The sequence below is a fragment of the Micromonospora sp. M61 genome (assembly GCF_018070245.1).
Classification (GTDB): Bacteria; Actinomycetota; Actinomycetes; order Mycobacteriales; family Micromonosporaceae; genus Micromonospora; species Micromonospora zamorensis.
The window spans coordinates 1-16,829 of sequence record NZ_JAGPYA010000047.1 but is presented as its reverse complement, the minus strand read 5'-3'; the positions used below and the strand labels follow the sequence as shown (position 1 = coordinate 16,829).

The window sequence follows — 16,829 nt, the reverse complement described above, 5'->3', positions numbered from 1 at the left end:
TCCGAACGAACCGACAGTTGTCGATGTCGTGTGCGGGGGGCGTCAGGAAGCCCGACCAACACCAACGGGTCCGCGAGGAGCGGACCCGTTGGATGATGTCGGAAGTGGAGAGTAGTGGGTCAACGCCGCCCGGCGCTGCCCCGGAGGCGCCTCAGTGTGAGTGGCCGGCTGCCGGCACGTTCATACCGTTGCCACCCAGCGGGGTCAGCGGCAGCAGCTTCTTACCGGTCGGGCCGATCTGGATCTCGGTGTCCATCGACGGGCAGACGCCGCAGTCGAAGCAGGGCGTCCACCGGCAGTCGTCCTGCTCGAACCCGCTGACCGAGTCCTGCCAGTCCTGCCAGAGCCAGTCCTTGTCCAGGCCCGAGTCCAGGTGGTCCCAGGGCAGGACCTCCAGCTCCTCGCGCTGCCGGGTGGTGTACCAGTCGAGGTCCACCCCGAACGCCGGCAGCGTCTCGGCAGCCGCGTCGACCCAGCGCTGGTACGAGAAGTGCTCGCTCCAACCGTCGAACCGGCCGCCGCCCTCCCAGACCTTGCGGATCACCGAGCCGACCCGGCGGTCACCCCGGGAGAGCAGTCCTTCGATCAGCGACGGCTCGCCGTCGTGGTAGCGGTAGCCGATGGCGCGGCCCAGCGACCGGTCCGAGTTGATGGCCTGCTTGAGGATCTTGAGCCGGTGGTCGATGACCTCCGGACGCTCCATCGAGGCCCACTGGAACGGGGTGTGTGGCTTCGGCACGAACCCGCCGATCGAGACGGTGCACCGGATGTCCTTGGAACCGGTGGCGGCCCGCCCGGCCCTGATCACCTCGTGGGCCATCTCCGCGATCTCGAGGACGTCCTCGTCGGTCTCGGTGGGCAGGCCGCACATGAAGTAGAGCTTCACCTGCCGCCAGCCGTTGGTGTACGCGGTGACGACGGTGCGGATCAGGTCTTCCTTCGTCACCATCTTGTTGATGACCTTGCGGATCCGCTCCGACCCGCCCTCCGGGGCGAAGGTCAGGCCGGTCCGCCGCCCGTTGCGCGACAACTCCTGGGCGAGGTCGATGTTGAAGGCGTCCACCCGGGTCGACGGCAGCGACAGCGACACGTTGGTGCCCTCGTACTGCTGGGCGAGGCCCGAGCACATGTCGCCGATCTCGGAGTGGTCGGCCGAGGAGAGCGACAGCAGGCCCACCTCGTTGAAGCCGGAGAACTCCAGGCCGTCGCGGACCATCTGCCCGACAGTGGTGATCGACCGTTCCCGGACCGGACGGGTGATCATGCCCGCCTGGCAGAACCGGCAGCCCCGGGTGCAACCCCGGAAGATCTCCACCGCGTACCGCTCGTGGACCGTCTCGGCCAGCGGCACGAGGGGCTTCTTCGGGTACGGCCAGGCGTCCAGGTCCATCGTCGTGCGCTTGTGCACCCGGAACGGCACGTCCGCCCGGTTCGGCACGACCCGCTGGATGCGCCCGTCCGGGAGGTAGTCGACGTCGTAGAAGCGCGGCACGTAGACGCTCTCGGTGCGGGCCAGCCGCAGCAGCAGCTCGTCGCGGCCGCCCGGGGAGCCCTCGGCCTTCCACTCCCGGACGATCGCGGTGATCTCCAGGACCGCCTCCTCGCCGTCGCCGAGCACGGCGGCGTCGATGAAGTCGGCGATCGGCTCCGGGTTGAACGCGGCGTGCCCGCCGGCCACGATCACCGGGTCGGCGTCGGTGCGGTCGGCGGCCAGCATCGGGATGCCGGCCAGGTCGATCGCGGTGAGCATGTTGGTGTAACCCAGCTCGGTGGAGAAGGAGATGCCGAACACGTCGAAGCCGCGTACCGCCCGGTGCGCGTCGACCGTGAACTGCGGCACGCCGTGCGTGCGCATCAGGTTCTCCAGGTCCGGCCAGACCGCGTACGTCCGCTCGGCGAGGGTGTCGGGCAGCTCGTTCAGCACCTCGTAGAGGATCTGCACGCCCTGGTTGGGCAGGCCCACCTCGTACGCGTCGGGATACATCAACGCCCAGCGCACGGCTGCGGCATCCCAGTCCTTGGTCACCGCACCCAGCTCGCCCCCGACGTACTGGATGGGCTTGGAGACCTGGGGCAGCAGTGGCTCGAGCTGGGACCAGACCGAATTGGTCGCGGCCGCGCGCGGCGTCGTGGACGGGGCACTCATGATGGCCAAGGGTACGCGCCCGTCCGACGGTGGCGACGCGGTACTAACCTCGGACCGGCGCGAGAGGAGATTGCCGCGATGCCCGAGCCCCAGACGGGAGCAGGGCCGGCCGACGGGAACACCCCGGGCGCGGAGCCGGACCGGGATCCGGCGGCCGCCGACGAGCCGACCTCCCCACCCGTACCATCGGACCAGCCTGAGCCCTCGGCGCAGCCCACGGCTGCGGACCAACCCGAGCCGTCGGGCCAGCCCGAGTCGACCGCCACCGCCGACGTTCCGGCGCCCCGGTGGAGCGGCTCGGCCCCGGTGCCGCCTCCGTCGCCGCGCCGACCCGCCTGGGGCGAGTCGGCCGAGCCGACGCCGCCGCAGGCCGTGCCCGTCGGGCCGCCGGAGCACCAGACCCCGGTCGACCCCTGGGCCGGCGTGGACACCGGAGGCTGGGACCTGCCGTCCGCCGAGCTGCCCCCGCTGCCTCCGACGTTGCCCTACCCGTCGCCGCCGTCGACCCGGCAGTGGTCGGGTCCGCCCGCTCCCCCCGTCGGCCAGCACCCGCTGCCGCCGCAGGCCGTCCCGGTGCCTCCACAGGCCGCGAGGCCCACGATGCCGAGTCGGCCGATGTCGCCGCCCGCACCTCCCCCGACGCCGGCCCGACCGCCGAAGCAGCGCCGCGGCCGGCGGTCCGACCCGCCACCACCGGCACCACCACCGGACTGGCAGGCCCCCAAGGGGTACGTTCCGGTGCCGGTCCGCCGACGTCGCCGCTGGCCGTGGCTGCTGCTGCTCACCCTGGCCTGCTGCTGCGGGTGCCCCGCCTACTACGGGTTCCCGATCTCGGCCCAGTACCCGGCCCGCGCGGCACTGCCCGTCCAGATCGAGGACCTCAGCCTGCGTCAGGACGGCCGCAGCGCGGAAACCGCCAAGCAGTTGGAGAACGAGGTACGCCAGGAGCACTGGCTGGCCGAGGACACGTTCGCCGGCGTCTACTCCACGAACAGCGGCAAGCGGGTGACGGTCTTCGGCGGCACCGGCTTCCGGCTGAGCCCGGAGTCGGACGCGGAGGCGGAGATCAGCCGGCTCACCGACCGCTACGCGCTGAACGCCCCGGAGACGGTGGACACCGGCGTACGCGGCCGGCACGAGCGTTGCGCGGTCGGCCGGGCGGACGGCAGCGACGTGGTGGTCTGCACCTCTGTCGACCACGGCAGCATCGCCACCGGCGTGTTCACCCGGCTCTCCGTCGGTGACAGCGCCACCCTGCTGAACACGCTGCGCGCCCAGATCGTCCAACCCGAGCGGGGCTGAGTGCCGACCCACCCACGTTGATCAAGAGGTTTCGGTCAGAATCAGCCCCGCGAATGACGCAAACTTCTTGATCAACCGGGGGTGGGCGGGGGTGGGGCCGGGGGGTGCGGGGGGTCAGGCTTCGCGGGTCGGGTCCGGGTGGGCGCGCGGCGGGGCGTAGCGGGGCACGTACTCCTGGCCGGTGAGCTTCTGGATCTCGCCCATCAGCTCATCCGTCATCTGCCGCAGCGAGGCGCGGTCGTCCGGCCGGCCGGTGAAGTCCAGCGGCTTGCCGAACCGGACGGTGATCTTGGCGGTGCCGGGACGCGGCACCCGGGCACCGATCGGCTGCGCCTTGTCCGTGCCGATCATGCCGACCGGGATGATCGGCACGCCGGCGGAGATCGCCAGTCGGGCCGCCCCGGTCCGCCCTCGGTAGAGCTTGCCGTCCGGCGAGCGGGTGCCCTCCGGGTAGACCACCACCAGGTCACCGCCCTTGAGCGCCGGGATCGCCGCGTCGAACGCGGACAGCGCGGCCCGACCGCCGGCCCGCTCGACCGGAATGGCGCCCAGACCGGTGAGCACGAACTTGGAGATCGCACCCTTCACACCGGCGCCCTTGAAATACTCCGACTTGGCCCAGAACGCGAGGTGGCGGGGCACGACCGTGCCGAGGAACAGCTCGTCGGCCACGGAGAGGTGGTTGCCGGCGAAGACCGCGCCGCCGGTCGCCGGCACGTGTTCCAGCCCCTCCACGGTCGGGCGGAACGCCAACCGCAGCGTCGGCGCCACGGTGAGCTTGCCGATGGTGTAGAGCAGGGGCACTGGTCCTCCGGCAGATGAGGTGCGAACAGGCGGTGTCACGGTAGCGGACGCCTCCACACTCCGCCGACGGAGGTGTGGAGGCGTCCGTACCGCGGCTACGAACGGCGGACGGTGACCGTCACCCGCTCGCCGTCGCCGACCTCACCGGCGAAGCCGTCGATGCCCTCGGCGAAGTCCACCGAGTCGGCCAGCACCTCCCGGGAGACGAAGTCGACGTACGCCGCCACTGCCGCACGCACCTCGTCGGACGCCGACACCGACACCACGATCCGGTCGGAGACGTCCAGGTCGGCGTCACGGCGGGCCTGTTGCACCACCCGCACCACGTCGCGGGCCAGCCCCTCGGCGGCCAACTCCGGGGTCACGTCGGTGTCCAGCACCACCACGCCCTCGCCGCCGGGCAGTGGCGCCGAGTGTTCGGCGTCGGCGGCGACCAGGCGCAGCTCGTACTCACCCTCGGCGAGGGTGACGCCGGCAGCCACCGGGGCACCGTCGACCAGCTCCCAGTCCCCCGCCTTGACTGCCTTGATCACCTGCTGCACCTGCTTGCCGACCCGCGGGCCGAGCGCCCGGGGCACCACGGTCAACACCTGCTCGCAGTACGCGGACAGCTCCGCGCTGAACTCCACGGCCTTCACGTTGACCTCGTCGGTGACCAGGTCGGCGAACGGCCGCAACTGCTCCGCCGCCGGCGAGGCCACTGTCAGCTTCGACAGCGGCAGCCGCACCCGCAGACCCTTGGCCTTGCGCAGCGACAGCGCCGCCGAGGCGACCGCCCGGGTGGCGTCCATCGCGGCGACCAGGTCGTGGTCGGCCGGGAACTCGGTCGCCTCCGGCCAGTCGGTCAGGTGCACCGACCGCTCCCCGGTCAGGCCACGCCAGATCTCCTCCGCGGTCAACGGCGCGAGCGGCGCCACCACCCGGCAGAGCGTCTCCAGCACGGTCCAGAGCGTGTCGAACGCGTCGGCGTCCCCGGACCAGAACCGGTCCCGGGAGCGGCGCACGTACCAGTTGGTCAGCGCGTCCAGGTAGGACCGGACGGTGGCGCAGGCGCCGGAGATGTCGTACGCGTCCATCTGCGCGCCGACGGTGGCCACCAGCTCGTTCGTCTTCGCCAGCACGTACCGGTCGAGCAGGTGCGTCGAGTCGGTACGTCGACGCGCCTGGTGCCCGTCGGCGTTGGCGTAGAGCGTGAAGAAGTACCAGACGTTCCACAGCGGCAGCAGCACCTGCCGGACGGCGTCACGGATGCCCGCCTCGGTGACCGCCATGTCACCGCCGCGCAGCACCGGCGAGGACATCAGCATCCACCGCATCGCGTCCGAGCCGTACGCGTCGAAGACGTGGTAGACGTCCGGGTAGTTGCGCAGGCTCTTGGACATCTTGCGCCCGTCCGAGCCCAGCAGGATGCCGTGGCTCAGACAGTTGCGGAACGCCGGCCGGTCGAACAGCGCGGTGGCCAGCACGTGCATCGTGTAGAACCAGCCGCGGGTCTGCCCGATGTACTCGACGATGAAGTCACCCGGGTAGTGGTGCTCGAACCAGTCCGCGTTCTCGAACGGGTAGTGCACCTGGGCGAACGGCATCGAACCGGACTCGAACCAGCAGTCCAGCACCTCCGGCACCCGGCGCATCATCGACTGACCGGTCGGGTCGTCCGGGTTCGGGCGGACCAGGTCGTCCACCGCCGGCCGGTGCAGGTCGGTGAGGCGTACGCCGAAGTCATGCTCGATGTCGGCGAGCGAGCCGTAGACGTCGAGCCGGGGGTAGTTCGGGTCGTCGGACTTCCACGCCGGGATCGGCGAACCCCAGAACCGGTTCCGGCTGATCGACCAGTCCCGGGCGTTGGCCAGCCACTTGCCGAACGAGCCGTCCTTGATGTGGCCGGGCGTCCAGTTGATCTCCTGGTTCAGCTCGACCATCCGGTCCCGGAACTGCGTCACGGCGACGAACCACGACGAGACCGCCTTGTAGACCAGCGGGGTGTCGCAGCGCCAGCAGTGCGGGTACGAGTGGGTGTAGGTGTCCTGCTTGAGCACCACCCCCCGCTCCTTCAGCTCCCGGATCACCGGCTTGTTGACGTCGAAGACCTGCTCACCCTGGTACGGCGGGACCAGCGCCGTGAACCGGGTGTGGTCGTCCACCGTGACGATGGTCGGGATGCCGGCGGCGTTGCAGACGTTCTGGTCGTCCTCACCGAAGGCCGGGGCGAGGTGCACGATCCCGGTGCCGTCCTCGGTGGTGACGAACTCCGCGCCGAGCACCTGGTAGGCGTTCTCCCCGGCCTGCTCGACGAGGAAGTCGAACAGCGGCGTGTAGCGGCGTCCGACCAGGTCACGGCCGTACACCGTGCCGACCTGCTCGAAACCGTCCAGCTCCTTGGCGTACGCGGCCAGCCGCGCCGCGCCGACCACGAACCGCTCCCCGTCGCGTTCCAGCACCGCGTACTCGATGTCCGGGCCGACGGCGAGCGCCAGGTTCGACGGCAGGGTCCACGGCGTGGTCGTCCAGACGCCCAACTTGACCGGCCCGCGCAGCAGCTCCGGCGCGGACTCGTCGGCGGTCAGCCCGAACCACACCGACAGCGTGGGGTCGTGCCGGTCCCGGTAGACGTCGTCCATCCGGGTCTCGGTGTTCGACAGCGGCGTCTCGCAGCGCCAGCAGTACGCCAGCACCCGGAAACCCTCGTAGATCAGACCCTTGTCGTGCAGGGTCTTGAAGGCCCACATGACGCTTTCCATGTAGTCCAGGTCGAGGGTCTTGTAGTCGTTGGCGAAGTCGACCCAGCGGGCCTGCCGGTTGATGTACCGCTCCCAGTCCTGGGTGAACTCCAGCACCGAGGCACGACAGGCGTCGTTGAACCGGGCCACGCCCAGGTCGATGATCTCCGCCTTGCTGGTGATGCCGAGCTGCTTCTCGGCCACCACCTCGGCGGGCAGGCCGTGGCAGTCCCAGCCGAAGCGCCGCTCGACGTGCCGCCCGCGCATGGTCTGGTAGCGAGGCACCACGTCCTTGACGTACCCGGTGAACAGGTGGCCGTAGTGCGGCAGGCCGTTGGCGAACGGCGGGCCGTCGTATAAGACGTACTCGTTCTTACCGTCGTCGCCGGCCGGGCGGGCCTCGACGCTGGCCTCGAAGGTCTTGTCGGCCGTCCAGTGCTCCAGGACCCGGCGCTCGACCGCGGGCAGGTCCGGGCTCGCCGGGACACCGGCGGCGGTCGGGTCGTGCAACGGATAGGCCATCGGGGGTCGCTCTCCTCATGCAGCTCACTCAACGTGGGTCTGCGAGGACGAACCGTCCGGGGTGCGCCTCGAACGGCGCTCCCGGGTGGTCCGCGGTACCACCCCGCTTGGCGGTCAGGATCGACCGCCCGCTCATTGCCGGCTGTGACGGGCCGCACCCGTCCGGTTCTACTGGGTCGGTTGCCCGACTGTTCTTCCGGAGGCTCACCGGTGATGGCCGGGTCATCGCCTTACAGCGCTCAACGATACAAGACTCAGCCGCCACCCCGCCGCCGAGTAAACGCGCGAACGCACCGGCGCTTGACGCGGGTGGGGCGCTCACGCCAACTTCGCCGGTGCGTTCTCGCCCGCGTGAGGTGCTGGCCGACACCGTCCCGGCCGGGCGCGGCTGAGCCACCCGGCGCCACCCGCATGACCCGGATCACAGCCGGAGCTGTCACGGTTGGCCCCGGTCGGTCCGTCGTCACGGTGTCGGAACCGATCAGGGAGGTAGTCAGTCATGCAACGGATGAACACCGCCGAGGTCATGCCGCAGGGATACCGGGCCGTGCTGGGCCTGGAGAAGTACGTCCAGTCGAACGTCGACAGCACCGTCCTGGAGCTGGTGAAGCTGCGCGCGTCGATGCTGAACGGCTGTTCCTACTGCGTCGACATGCACAGCCGGGACGCGCTCGGCGCCGGCGAGTCGAGCCGTCGGCTCTTCGCGGTGGCCGCCTGGCGGGAGGCGCCCTTCTTCGACGAGCGGGAGCGGGCCGCGCTGGCGCTCACCGACGCGGTGACCCGCCTCGGCGACCACGGCGTACCGGACGACGTCTGGGACGCCGCCGCGAAGGTGTGGTCGGAGAAGGAGCTTGCCGACCTGGTACTCGCTATTGCCACAATCAACGTGTGGAACCGACTGGCGATCACCACTCGCACGGAGCCCTCGGCGCAGGTGTGACCACCGAGGCGGCGCAGGCGGCCGGTGCGCTCCAGGCGCACCGGCCGATGCTGCTCGGGCTGGCGTACCGCCTGCTCGGCAGCCGGCACGACGCCGAGGACGTGCTCCAGGAGGCATACCTGCGGTGGCTGGGTGTGGACCGCTCGACGGTGGCCGAGCCGCGCCGCTACCTGTCCCGGGTCGTCACCCGGCTGGCCCTGGACCGGCTGCGGGCCAGGCAGGCGACCCGGGAGACGTACGTCGGGCCGTGGCTGCCCGAGCCGGTGCCCACCGAGCCCTCGCCGTTCGGGCCGTTGGACCGCGCGGAGCTGCGCGACTCGCTGTCCACCGCCCTGCTGCACGTGCTGGAGCGCCTCACCCCGCCGGAGCGGGCGGTCTACGTCCTGCACACCGCGTTCGACCTGCCGTACGCCGAGATCGCCGAGATCCTGGACCGGACCCCCGAGGACTGTCGGCAGCTGCACCACCGGGCGGCCGCCCGGGTACGCCAGGAGCAGCGACGGTTCACCGCCACCCGCTCGGAGCGGGAACGGTTGCTGGACGCGTTCCTCGCCGCCGCCCGCGACGGTGACCTGGCGACGCTGACCGGGCTGGTCGCCAAGGACGCCACGGCGTGGAACGACGGCGGCGGCCGGGCGCGGGCCGCCCGCAACCCGGTCACCGGGGCGGACCGGATCGCCCGCTTCTTCGCCGGGATCTACGGTCCGGGAAGCCGGAGCTGGACCCTGCGTCGGCTGGAGTTGAACGGCGAACCCGGCGCCCTGCTCGTCCGCGCGGACGGCAGCCGCTACACGTTGACCGTCACGGCGGCCGACGGCCGGATCACCGGGGTCTACGTGGTGGGTAACCCGGCGAAGCTGCCGTCGGTCGACTGAACCCGCCGCCCGCCAGCCCCGTGTCGACGACCCCTGGTCAGCCGAGCTCGGGGAACCAGAGCGCGATCTCGCGCTTGGCGCTGTCCGTCGAGTCGGAGGCGTGCACCAGGTTCTCCCGGTTGGACAGCGACAGGTCACCCCGGATGGTGCCGGCGGCGGCCTTGCGCCCGTCGGTGGCGCCGACCAGACCGCGGACCACGTCGATGACCTGGTCGCCGGAGAGCACCAGGGCGACCAGCGGACCGCCGGTCATGAAGTCCTTCAGCGGCGGGTAGAACGCCTTGTCGACGTGCTCGGCGTAGTGCTCGTCGGCGAGCGCCGCGTCCATCGTCCGGTGCGCCATCGCGTCGATCCGCAGCCCCTTGCGCTCGAAGCGGGAGAGAACCTCGCCGACCAGGCCGCGGCGGACCGCGTCGGGCTTGATCAGAACGAGGCTGCGCTCATCCGGGCTGTTGCTGGACACGCTGGGTTCCTCCTGTACGCGTTGAACGCTCGAGATCGGTACGGTCAGCGTAGCGACCCGGTCCCGGCGCCGGCGCGGCGGCCGGTCTTTCCCCCGGTGGCCGATCCGGCCTAGCCTGGCCCTGACCCCCGGGAGGTCCACTGTGGCGAATGGCGGGAGCCGGCCCATCGCGCCGGTACGCAAACTGATCGGCACGGTGCTGGGCACCGTGGCCACGTTCGTCGTCCTCTTCGGGCTGGGCATGACCAGTTGGGCCATCGTGGCCCTCGGCGTCGCCCTGCTGGTGCTGGCGATCGCGCTGGCGACCGTGCGCGGCGGCGGGCGCACCTGGGTGGTCGGCGTCGGGCACGTGCACAGCGCCTCCGAACCACCCACCCAGTACGCGTTCGGCCGCTGCGAGCTCCAACTGGTGATCGACGCGCCCGGCCTGCCACCGCGATCCAAGAAGATCATCGAACCACGGGTGCCGGTCTCGAAGTGGCCGTCGCTGGGCCAGACCCTGCCGATCCGGGTCGCGCTCGACGACCAGCGGCACGTCAAGGTCCTCTGGGACGAGGTGCCGACCCACGCCGAGACGGCCGCCGCCGTCGCCGACCTCCCGCCGGAGTTCGCCGACGTCGACGCGGTGGACGAGGTGTTGATCCAGCAGGACGCCCCGCCGTGGGCCGACCGTGGGCCGGACGACGATTTCCGGGACGACCTCCGCGACCCGCTCGGCGACCCGTTCCGCGACCCGCCCGGCCCCGACCCGGTACGCAGCGATCACCTGCGCACCGACCCCCTGCGCGACGACCCGGGCATCGTTCCCGAGGAGCGCGAGCCGGTGGTGATGCACCAGAGCCCGGGCGGCCCGGTGGTGTTGGAGGGCGTCCTCGTCGAGCAGCAGGCCAGTGGTGGGCTGCCCCGACGGGCCACCCCGGCGCCACGCTCACCCGTGGAGGAGCGCTTCGACGAGCCCGACGCCGACCGGTTCGACCTGCCGGAGGACGACCGGGCGACCTCACCCCCCGCTGACCCCGTCGACCCGTCCAGGACGCAACGCGCCGACCCGCCGCCCGCGCAGCGCTCCGGGCCGGGCGCGACCGACCCACTGGACCCCCTCGACCTCCCGCTGGACGACCCCGCCCCGGCCGGGGCGGGCCGCGAGACGGTCACCGACGAGGAGTTGGACCAGGCGATCTTCGGGTTCGCCTCGGACGCGGCCGCGGATCCGACCGCGCCGATCAGCGGGGTGGGTCTCACCCTGCTGGTGACCGACCTGTCCCGCTCGCTCGGCTTCTACCGCGACGTGCTCGGCTTCACCGAGGTCGACCAGGGCGCCCACAACGCCATCCTCGCCTCCGGCACGACCCGGCTCGTCCTGCGCGAGGTGACCGGGGCGGCGCCGATCAGCCGCCGACTGGTGCACGTCAACCTCGAGGTGAACGACATCGAAGCGGCGTACGAGCGGCTACGCGGGTCGGGCGTCCGCTTCACGTACGCGCCCCGGGTGGTCAACCGCGGCACGAAGCTGGAGGTGTGGGCGGCGGCGTTCCGTGACCCGGACGGCCACGGCATCGCCCTCACCCAGTGGCGTGAACGCGCCGACGCCTGACCCGTCCCGTCGCGCCTCGGGCTGCGGCCGACGGTCGGCCGTCAGCCCAGGATGACCCGGCGGACGTGCAGCGCGTACGCCCAGACCAGCGCGAAGATGATGCCCAGTCCGAGCAGCGACCAGTGCAGCAGACCGCCCAGCATCAGCAGTCCCTGGAGCACGGTGCCGGCATTCCACGCCCACGGGCGGCGCATCATGCCGGCGAGCACGATGGCAGCCACCGCCAGTGCCACCACGACACCGATCGCGGCGCCGCTCAGGTCACCGCCGACCACCCGGACCGGCTGGATCGCCAGCAACAGCACCAGCGCCTCCAACCCGAGGGTTCCCGCACCCAGGCCGCGGACCGCCGCCTCCGGGTTGCGCAACCCGGAGCGTCGTGGCTGCCCGGCGACGGGCCCGTCCTCGGGTCGATCGGCCGGCGAGCCGGGTACGGCCTGACCAGCCGGGACGCCGGCCGCGGCCTGATCAGCCGGCGAGCCGGCCGGGGCCTGGTCGGTGGGGTCGTCGGTGACGTGCGGGTCCCGCTCCGGGCCGCTCATCGCTTCAGCAACCGGCGGGCGTCGGCGACCGTCACCACCGAACCGGTGACCAGCACCCCGACCCCGCTGAGCTCACCGGGGACGTCCTCCTCGGCCAGCGCCACCGCCAGCTCGATCGCGTCCGGCATCTCCTCGGCCGTCGACACCCGCTCCTCACCGAAGATCTCGGCGGCCAGCGCGGCGAGGTCGTCCGTGGGCATCGCCCGTGGCGAGCTGTTGCGGGTGACCACCAGCTGGTCGATTACCGGCTCCAGCAGCTCCAACAGCCCTTCCGCGTCCTTGTCGGCGAGGACGCCGACGACCGCCACCAACTTGCTGAACGCGAACTCCTCCTGGAGCGCGGTGACGGTGGCGGCCATGCCGTGCGGGTTGTGCGCACCGTCGAGCAGGATGGTCGGGGCGTTGCGCACCCGCTCCAACCGACCCGGGGAGCTGGTCGAGGAGAAGCCCTCCCGGACCGTCTCGACGTCGAGCTGCCGGCGACTCCCGGCGCCCAGGAACGCCTCCACGGCGGCGAGCGCCACAGCGGCGTTCTGTGCCTGGTGGGCCCCGTGCAGCGGAATGAACACGTCGTCGTAGACGCCGCCCAGGCCCTGGAGGCTGAGCACCTGGCCGCCGACGGCGACCGCCCGGCTCAGTACGCCGAACTCGCCGCCCTCCCGCGCGATGGTGGCCCCGACCTCGGCGCACCGATCGAGGAGGGGGCCTGCCGCCTCCTCGTCCTGCGCTGCCGCGATGACGGTGGCGCCTGGGTGGATGATGCCGGCCTTGGCCAGCGCGATGTCCTGAATGGTGTCGCCGAGCCACTCGGTGTGGTCCAGGCCGATCGGGGTGATCACGCAGACCCCCGCCTGGATGACGTTGGTGGCGTCCTCGGCACCGCCGAGGCCCACCTCGACCACCGCGATGTCGACCGGCGCGTCGGCGAACGTGGCGAACGCCAGCGCGGTGGTCATGTCGAAGTACGTCAACGGCTCGTCGGACCGCGCGTCGATCAGCTCGGCCAGTGGCTTGATCTCCCGGTACACCGACGTGAACCGCTCCTCGCTGACCGGCTCACCGTCCAGGCTGATCCGCTCCCGGACGGTCTCCAGGTGCGGGCTGGTGTACCGCCCGGTGTGCAGCCCGTGCGCCCGCAACAGCGAGTCGATCATCCGCGCGGTGGAGGTCTTGCCGTTGGTGCCGGTCAGGTGGATCGCCGGGTAGGCCCGCTGAGGGCTGCCGAGCAGGTCGAGCAGTGACTCGATCCGGTCCAACTCGAAGACCATGCGGGTGAAGCCGCGAGCGTTCAGCTCGGCCTCGACAGCGGCGAATTCGGTACGGTCGGTCACGAGGAAAGTGTCTCCAGAGCAGCGTCGATCCGGACCAGGTCGGCCTCGGCGGTGGCGAGCCGGTCGCGGATCTTCGCGACCACCGGCTCGGGGGCCTTGCCGATGAAGGCGGGGTTGTCGAGCTTCGCCCGGGCCTGCGCGACCTCCTTCTCGGCGGCGGCGCGGTCCTTCGTCAGCCGGGCCCGCTCGGCAGCCAGGTCGATCGACCCCCGGGTGTCCAACGCGACACCGACCGCGCCGGGCATGGCCAGCGTGGCGCTGGCCTGGAAGTCGTCCCCGGCCGGGTCCAGCCGGACCAGCGAACGGATCAGCGGCTCGTGGGCGGCGATGCCCGCCCCGGTCAGCCCGTCCAGCCGGGCGGCCACCCGCTGCGTCGGGCGCAGCCCCTGGTCGGAACGGAACCGGCGGATCTCGGTGACCACCCGCTGCACACTGATCAGCTCGGCCTCGGCGGCGTCGTCGATCAGCGCACGGTCGGCCACCGGCCAGGCGGCGTTCTGCACCGTCTCGCCGCCGGTCAGCGCGAGCCACAGCTCCTCGGTGACGAACGGGATGACCGGGTGCAGCAGCCGCAGCAGCTGGTCCAGCACGTGCCCGAGCACCCGGCGGCTCGCCTCGGCCCGCTCACCGCCCTCACCGAGCACCGGCTTGCTCAGCTCGACGTACCAGTCGCAGACGTCGTCCCAGGCGAAGTGGTAGAGCAGGTCACACACCTTGGCGAACTCGTACGCCTCGAACTGCTCGTCGACCTCGGCGGTGACGTGCGCCAGCCGGGACAGGATCCACCGGTCGACGGTGGAGAGCTGCTCGGCGGGCGGCAGGTCGCCGGTGGTGTGCGCACCGTTCATCAGGGCGAAGCGGGTGGCGTTCCAGAGCTTGTTGCAGAAGTTGCGCGAGCCCTGGCACCACTCCTCGCTGACCGGGACGTCCTGCCCGGGGTTGGCGCCACGAGCCAGCGTGAACCGGGTGGCGTCGGCCCCGAACCGGTCGATCCAGTCCAGCGGGTCGACGACGTTGCCGAACGACTTGGACATCTTCTTGCCGTGCTCGTCGCGGACCATGCCGTGCAGGGCCACCACGTCGAACGGCTGCTTGCCGTCCATCGCGTACAGGCCGAACATCATCATCCGGGCGACCCAGAAGAAGAGGATGTCGTAGCCGGTGACCAAGACGCTGGTCGGGTAGAACTTGGCGAGGTCCGGGGTCTGCTCCGGCCAGCCGAGAGTGGAGAACGGCCAGAGCGCACTGGAGAACCAGGTGTCCAGGACGTCCTCGTCCTGTCGCCAGCCGTCGCCGGTCGGCGGCTGCTCGTCCGGGCCGACGCAGACGATCTCGCCCTGCGGGCCATACCAGACCGGGATCCGGTGCCCCCACCAGAGCTGGCGGGAGATGCACCAGTCGTGCATGTTGTCGACCCAGGCGAAGTAGCGCTTGGACAGCTCGGCCGGCTCGATGCGCACCCGACCGTCGCGCACCGCGTCACCGGCGGCCTGGGCCAGCGGGGCGGTGTTGACGAACCACTGCAACGACAACCGCGGCTCGACTGTCGTCTTGCACCGCGAGCAGTGCCCGACCGCGTGCACGTACGGCCGCTTCTCGGCGACGATCCGGCCCTGCTCGCGCAGTGCGGCCACGATCGCGGGCCGCGCCTCGAACCGGTCCAGCCCCTCGAACGGGCCGGGCACGGTGATCACCCCACGCTCGTCCATCACGGTGAGCGCGGGCAGGTCGTGGCGCTGGCCGATCTCGAAGTCGTTGGGGTCGTGTGCCGGGGTCACCTTGACCATGCCGGTGCCGAACGACGGGTCGACGTGCGCGTCGGCGACGATCGGGATGCGACGGCCGGTGAGCGGCAGCTCGACCTCGGTGCCGATCAGGTGCTGGTAGCGCTCGTCGTCCGGGTGCACCGCCACGGCGGTGTCGCCCAGCATCGTCTCGGCCCGGGTGGTGGCCACCACGACCTCGTCGCTGTAGCGGATCGAGATCAGCTCACCGTCGTCGTCGGTGTGCTCGACCTCGATGTCGGAGAGGGCGGTGAGGCAGCGTGGGCACCAGTTGATGATCCGGTTGGCCCGGTAGATGAGCCCTTCGTCGAAGAGCTTCTTGAAGATCGTCTGGACGGCGCGGGTCAGCCCCTCGTCCATGGTGAAGCGCTCACGGTCCCAGTCGACGGAGTCGCCGAGACGCCGCATCTGCCCGAGGATCGCCCCACCGGACTCGGCCTTCCACTGCCAGACCCGCTCGACGAACTTTTCCCGGCCGAGGTCGTGCCGGGACAGGCCCTCGGCGGCGAGCTGGCGCTCCACCAGGTTCTGGGTGGCGATGCCAGCGTGGTCCATGCCGGGCAGCCACAGCGCCTCGAAGCCCTGCATCCGCTTACGCCGGGTCAAGGCGTCCATCAGCGTGTGCTCGAACGCGTGGCCCATGTGCAGCGAGCCGGTGACGTTCGGCGGCGGGATGACGATCGTGAAGGGGGGCTTGTCGCTGTCGGCGGACGCCCGGAAGTGCCCGTCGGCTACCCACTGCTCGTACCGTCGCTGCTCTACCTCGCCGGGCTGGTACTGGCCGGCAAGGGTCGGGGCTGCGGGGCGGTGGGCATCCAGTCTCTCGGTCACCTGACAAGTCTACGGAGGGCTTCCGCAGACCTGACGTGCGCCACCTGTGGTTCGCGTACGGTGTCGGCTATGTCCGACGCACATCTCACCGAGCGTTCGCTCGACGGCGGTCGCGAGCCGGTCGAGCTGACCGAAGAACCGATCCAGCTGAGCACCCGCGACTCCGGTGGCGACCCGGACGAGCGGTCGGGCGGCTGGTCCCGCCGGCGCAAGATCGCTTGGACTGCCGCCCTGGTGGTCGGCCTCGCCGGCGCCGGGGTGCTGGGTGTGGGTGGGTGGCGGATCGCACAGCAGAAGGACACCCAACTGACGTCGCCCGACCAGGTGGCGGGTCTGACCCGCGACGACAGTGAACGGGCGAAGAGCACCGCCGACTACCTGCGCAGCGGCCTGGCGGCGGATATCGAACTGGACCGCAGCTTCGGCACCGTCTACCGGGACCCGGCCGACGACAAGCGCTCGGTCCTCATCTTCGGCGGCACCACGCTGCTGTGGCAGCCGGAACGGGACCTGGACAGTCTCTTCCGCCTCATGTCGGATGAGACCGGTGCGGTGAGCGGCCTCCGCGAGGTGCCCGCCGGTGACCTGGGCGGCGTGATGAAGTGCGGCAGCACCAGCGGCGAGGGCGGCGACTTCGCGGTCTGCGGCTGGGCCGACCACGGCAGCGTGGTGATGGCGATGTTCCCGGGACGGTCGGTCGGCGACGCCGGCGGCCTGCTGCGTAACCTCCGCAACGGCATGCAGACCCGGGGCTGACGCGGCCCACCGGCCACCCCATCGGTTTCCTGATATCGGGCTATGGAGTGGCCGCGGATACCACGGTTTTTCTGGGGAAACGCAGAAAGGGTCACCCGATAACGGGTGACCCTTTCTGGAAAGATTGTCCGGCGGCGTCCTACTCTCCCACACCCTCACGAGTGCAGTACCATCGGCGCTGGAGGGCTTAGCTTCCGGGTTCGGAATGTAACCGGGCGT

The 16,829-nt window shown here is 71.1% G+C and carries 12 protein-coding genes and 1 rRNA gene; 5 read left to right on the top strand and 8 right to left on the bottom strand.

Annotated elements, in window-relative coordinates:
• Window positions 1-151: 151 nt before the first annotated feature.
• A complete protein-coding gene (locus KBX34_RS23920; protein WP_088949738.1) occupies window positions 152-2,146 on the bottom strand; it encodes a TIGR03960 family B12-binding radical SAM protein in 1,995 nt (664 codons plus the stop codon).
• Between the two features lie 78 nt (window positions 2,147-2,224).
• Here KBX34_RS23920 and KBX34_RS33775 point away from each other — a divergent pair, with 78 nt between their 5' ends.
• Window positions 2,225-3,448 (top strand): hypothetical protein, encoded by a 1,224-nt coding sequence (locus KBX34_RS33775; protein ID WP_247672160.1) that lies wholly within the window; start codon window positions 2,225-2,227, stop codon window positions 3,446-3,448.
• 114 nt (window positions 3,449-3,562) lie between these two features.
• Here the strand turns inward: KBX34_RS33775 and KBX34_RS23910 are convergent, their stop codons facing one another.
• Both KBX34_RS23910 and ileS read right to left on the bottom strand, forming a co-directional pair.
• Entirely contained in the window at window positions 3,563-4,252 is a 690-nt protein-coding gene (locus tag KBX34_RS23910) for a 1-acyl-sn-glycerol-3-phosphate acyltransferase (RefSeq protein ID WP_210927032.1), read from the bottom strand.
• Window positions 4,253-4,347: 95 nt separating this feature from the next.
• Entirely contained in the window at window positions 4,348-7,494 is a 3,147-nt protein-coding gene (gene ileS, locus KBX34_RS23905) for an isoleucine--tRNA ligase (protein WP_210927030.1), read from the bottom strand.
• 499 nt (window positions 7,495-7,993) lie between these two features.
• On the opposite strand from ileS, the gene KBX34_RS23900 reads away from it, so the two are divergent.
• Complete coding sequence (locus KBX34_RS23900) at window positions 7,994-8,434, top strand: carboxymuconolactone decarboxylase family protein (RefSeq protein ID WP_210927028.1); 441 nt, start codon at window positions 7,994-7,996, stop codon at window positions 8,432-8,434.
• Complete coding sequence (gene sigJ, locus KBX34_RS23895) at window positions 8,383-9,309, top strand: RNA polymerase sigma factor SigJ (protein ID WP_307871480.1); 927 nt, start codon at window positions 8,383-8,385, stop codon at window positions 9,307-9,309. The genes KBX34_RS23900 and sigJ overlap by 52 nt, the downstream gene beginning before the upstream one ends.
• A gap of 37 nt (window positions 9,310-9,346) precedes the next feature.
• On the opposite strand, the gene ndk is transcribed toward sigJ, so the two are convergent.
• The gene (gene ndk / locus KBX34_RS23890; RefSeq protein WP_088949743.1) at window positions 9,347-9,772 is read right to left on the bottom strand and encodes a nucleoside-diphosphate kinase; all 426 of its coding nucleotides are present in this window, start codon (window positions 9,770-9,772) and stop codon (window positions 9,347-9,349) included.
• Window positions 9,773-9,914: 142 nt separating this feature from the next.
• Between ndk and KBX34_RS23885 the strand changes: the two genes are divergently transcribed.
• Window positions 9,915-11,366: a VOC family protein gene (locus tag KBX34_RS23885; protein ID WP_210927026.1), complete on the top strand. Its 1,452-nt coding sequence runs from the start codon at window positions 9,915-9,917 to the stop codon at window positions 11,364-11,366.
• Window positions 11,367-11,407: 41 nt separating this feature from the next.
• Here KBX34_RS23885 and KBX34_RS23880 read toward each other — a convergent pair whose 3' ends face one another.
• From KBX34_RS23880 to KBX34_RS23870, 3 genes are read right to left on the bottom strand one after another with little or no spacing between them, the layout of a single operon-like run.
• The gene (locus KBX34_RS23880) at window positions 11,408-11,908 is read right to left on the bottom strand and encodes a DUF4233 domain-containing protein (RefSeq protein ID WP_210927024.1); all 501 of its coding nucleotides are present in this window, start codon (window positions 11,906-11,908) and stop codon (window positions 11,408-11,410) included.
• Window positions 11,905-13,239: a folylpolyglutamate synthase/dihydrofolate synthase family protein gene (locus KBX34_RS23875; protein WP_088949745.1), complete on the bottom strand. Its 1,335-nt coding sequence runs from the start codon at window positions 13,237-13,239 to the stop codon at window positions 11,905-11,907. Before KBX34_RS23875 ends, KBX34_RS23880 begins: the two co-directional genes overlap by 4 nt.
• Complete coding sequence (locus tag KBX34_RS23870; protein WP_088949746.1) at window positions 13,236-15,854, bottom strand: valine--tRNA ligase; 2,619 nt, start codon at window positions 15,852-15,854, stop codon at window positions 13,236-13,238. The genes KBX34_RS23875 and KBX34_RS23870 overlap by 4 nt, the downstream gene beginning before the upstream one ends.
• Before the next feature lie 69 nt (window positions 15,855-15,923).
• Here KBX34_RS23870 and KBX34_RS23865 point away from each other — a divergent pair, with 69 nt between their 5' ends.
• Complete coding sequence (locus KBX34_RS23865; protein WP_099856636.1) at window positions 15,924-16,610, top strand: hypothetical protein; 687 nt, start codon at window positions 15,924-15,926, stop codon at window positions 16,608-16,610.
• A gap of 126 nt (window positions 16,611-16,736) precedes the next feature.
• Here KBX34_RS23865 and rrf read toward each other — a convergent pair.
• A 5S ribosomal RNA gene (gene rrf, locus KBX34_RS23860) occupies window positions 16,737-16,829 on the bottom strand; the annotation flags it as partial.

What these genes read in the sequence shown, in the direction of transcription:
- ileS (WP_210927030.1), bottom strand. Translation starts at nt 7,494, where the DNA reads ATGGCCTATCCGTTGCACGACCCGACCGCCGCCGGTGTCCCGGCGAGC.
- KBX34_RS23865 (WP_099856636.1), top strand. Translation starts at nt 15,924, where the DNA reads ATGTCCGACGCACATCTCACCGAGCGTTCGCTCGACGGCGGTCGCGAG.
- KBX34_RS23920 (WP_088949738.1), bottom strand. Translation starts at nt 2,146, where the DNA reads ATGAGTGCCCCGTCCACGACGCCGCGCGCGGCCGCGACCAATTCGGTC.
- KBX34_RS33775 (WP_247672160.1), top strand. Translation starts at nt 2,225, where the DNA reads ATGCCCGAGCCCCAGACGGGAGCAGGGCCGGCCGACGGGAACACCCCG.
- KBX34_RS23900 (WP_210927028.1), top strand. Translation starts at nt 7,994, where the DNA reads ATGCAACGGATGAACACCGCCGAGGTCATGCCGCAGGGATACCGGGCC.
- KBX34_RS23880 (WP_210927024.1), bottom strand. Translation starts at nt 11,908, where the DNA reads ATGAGCGGCCCGGAGCGGGACCCGCACGTCACCGACGACCCCACCGAC.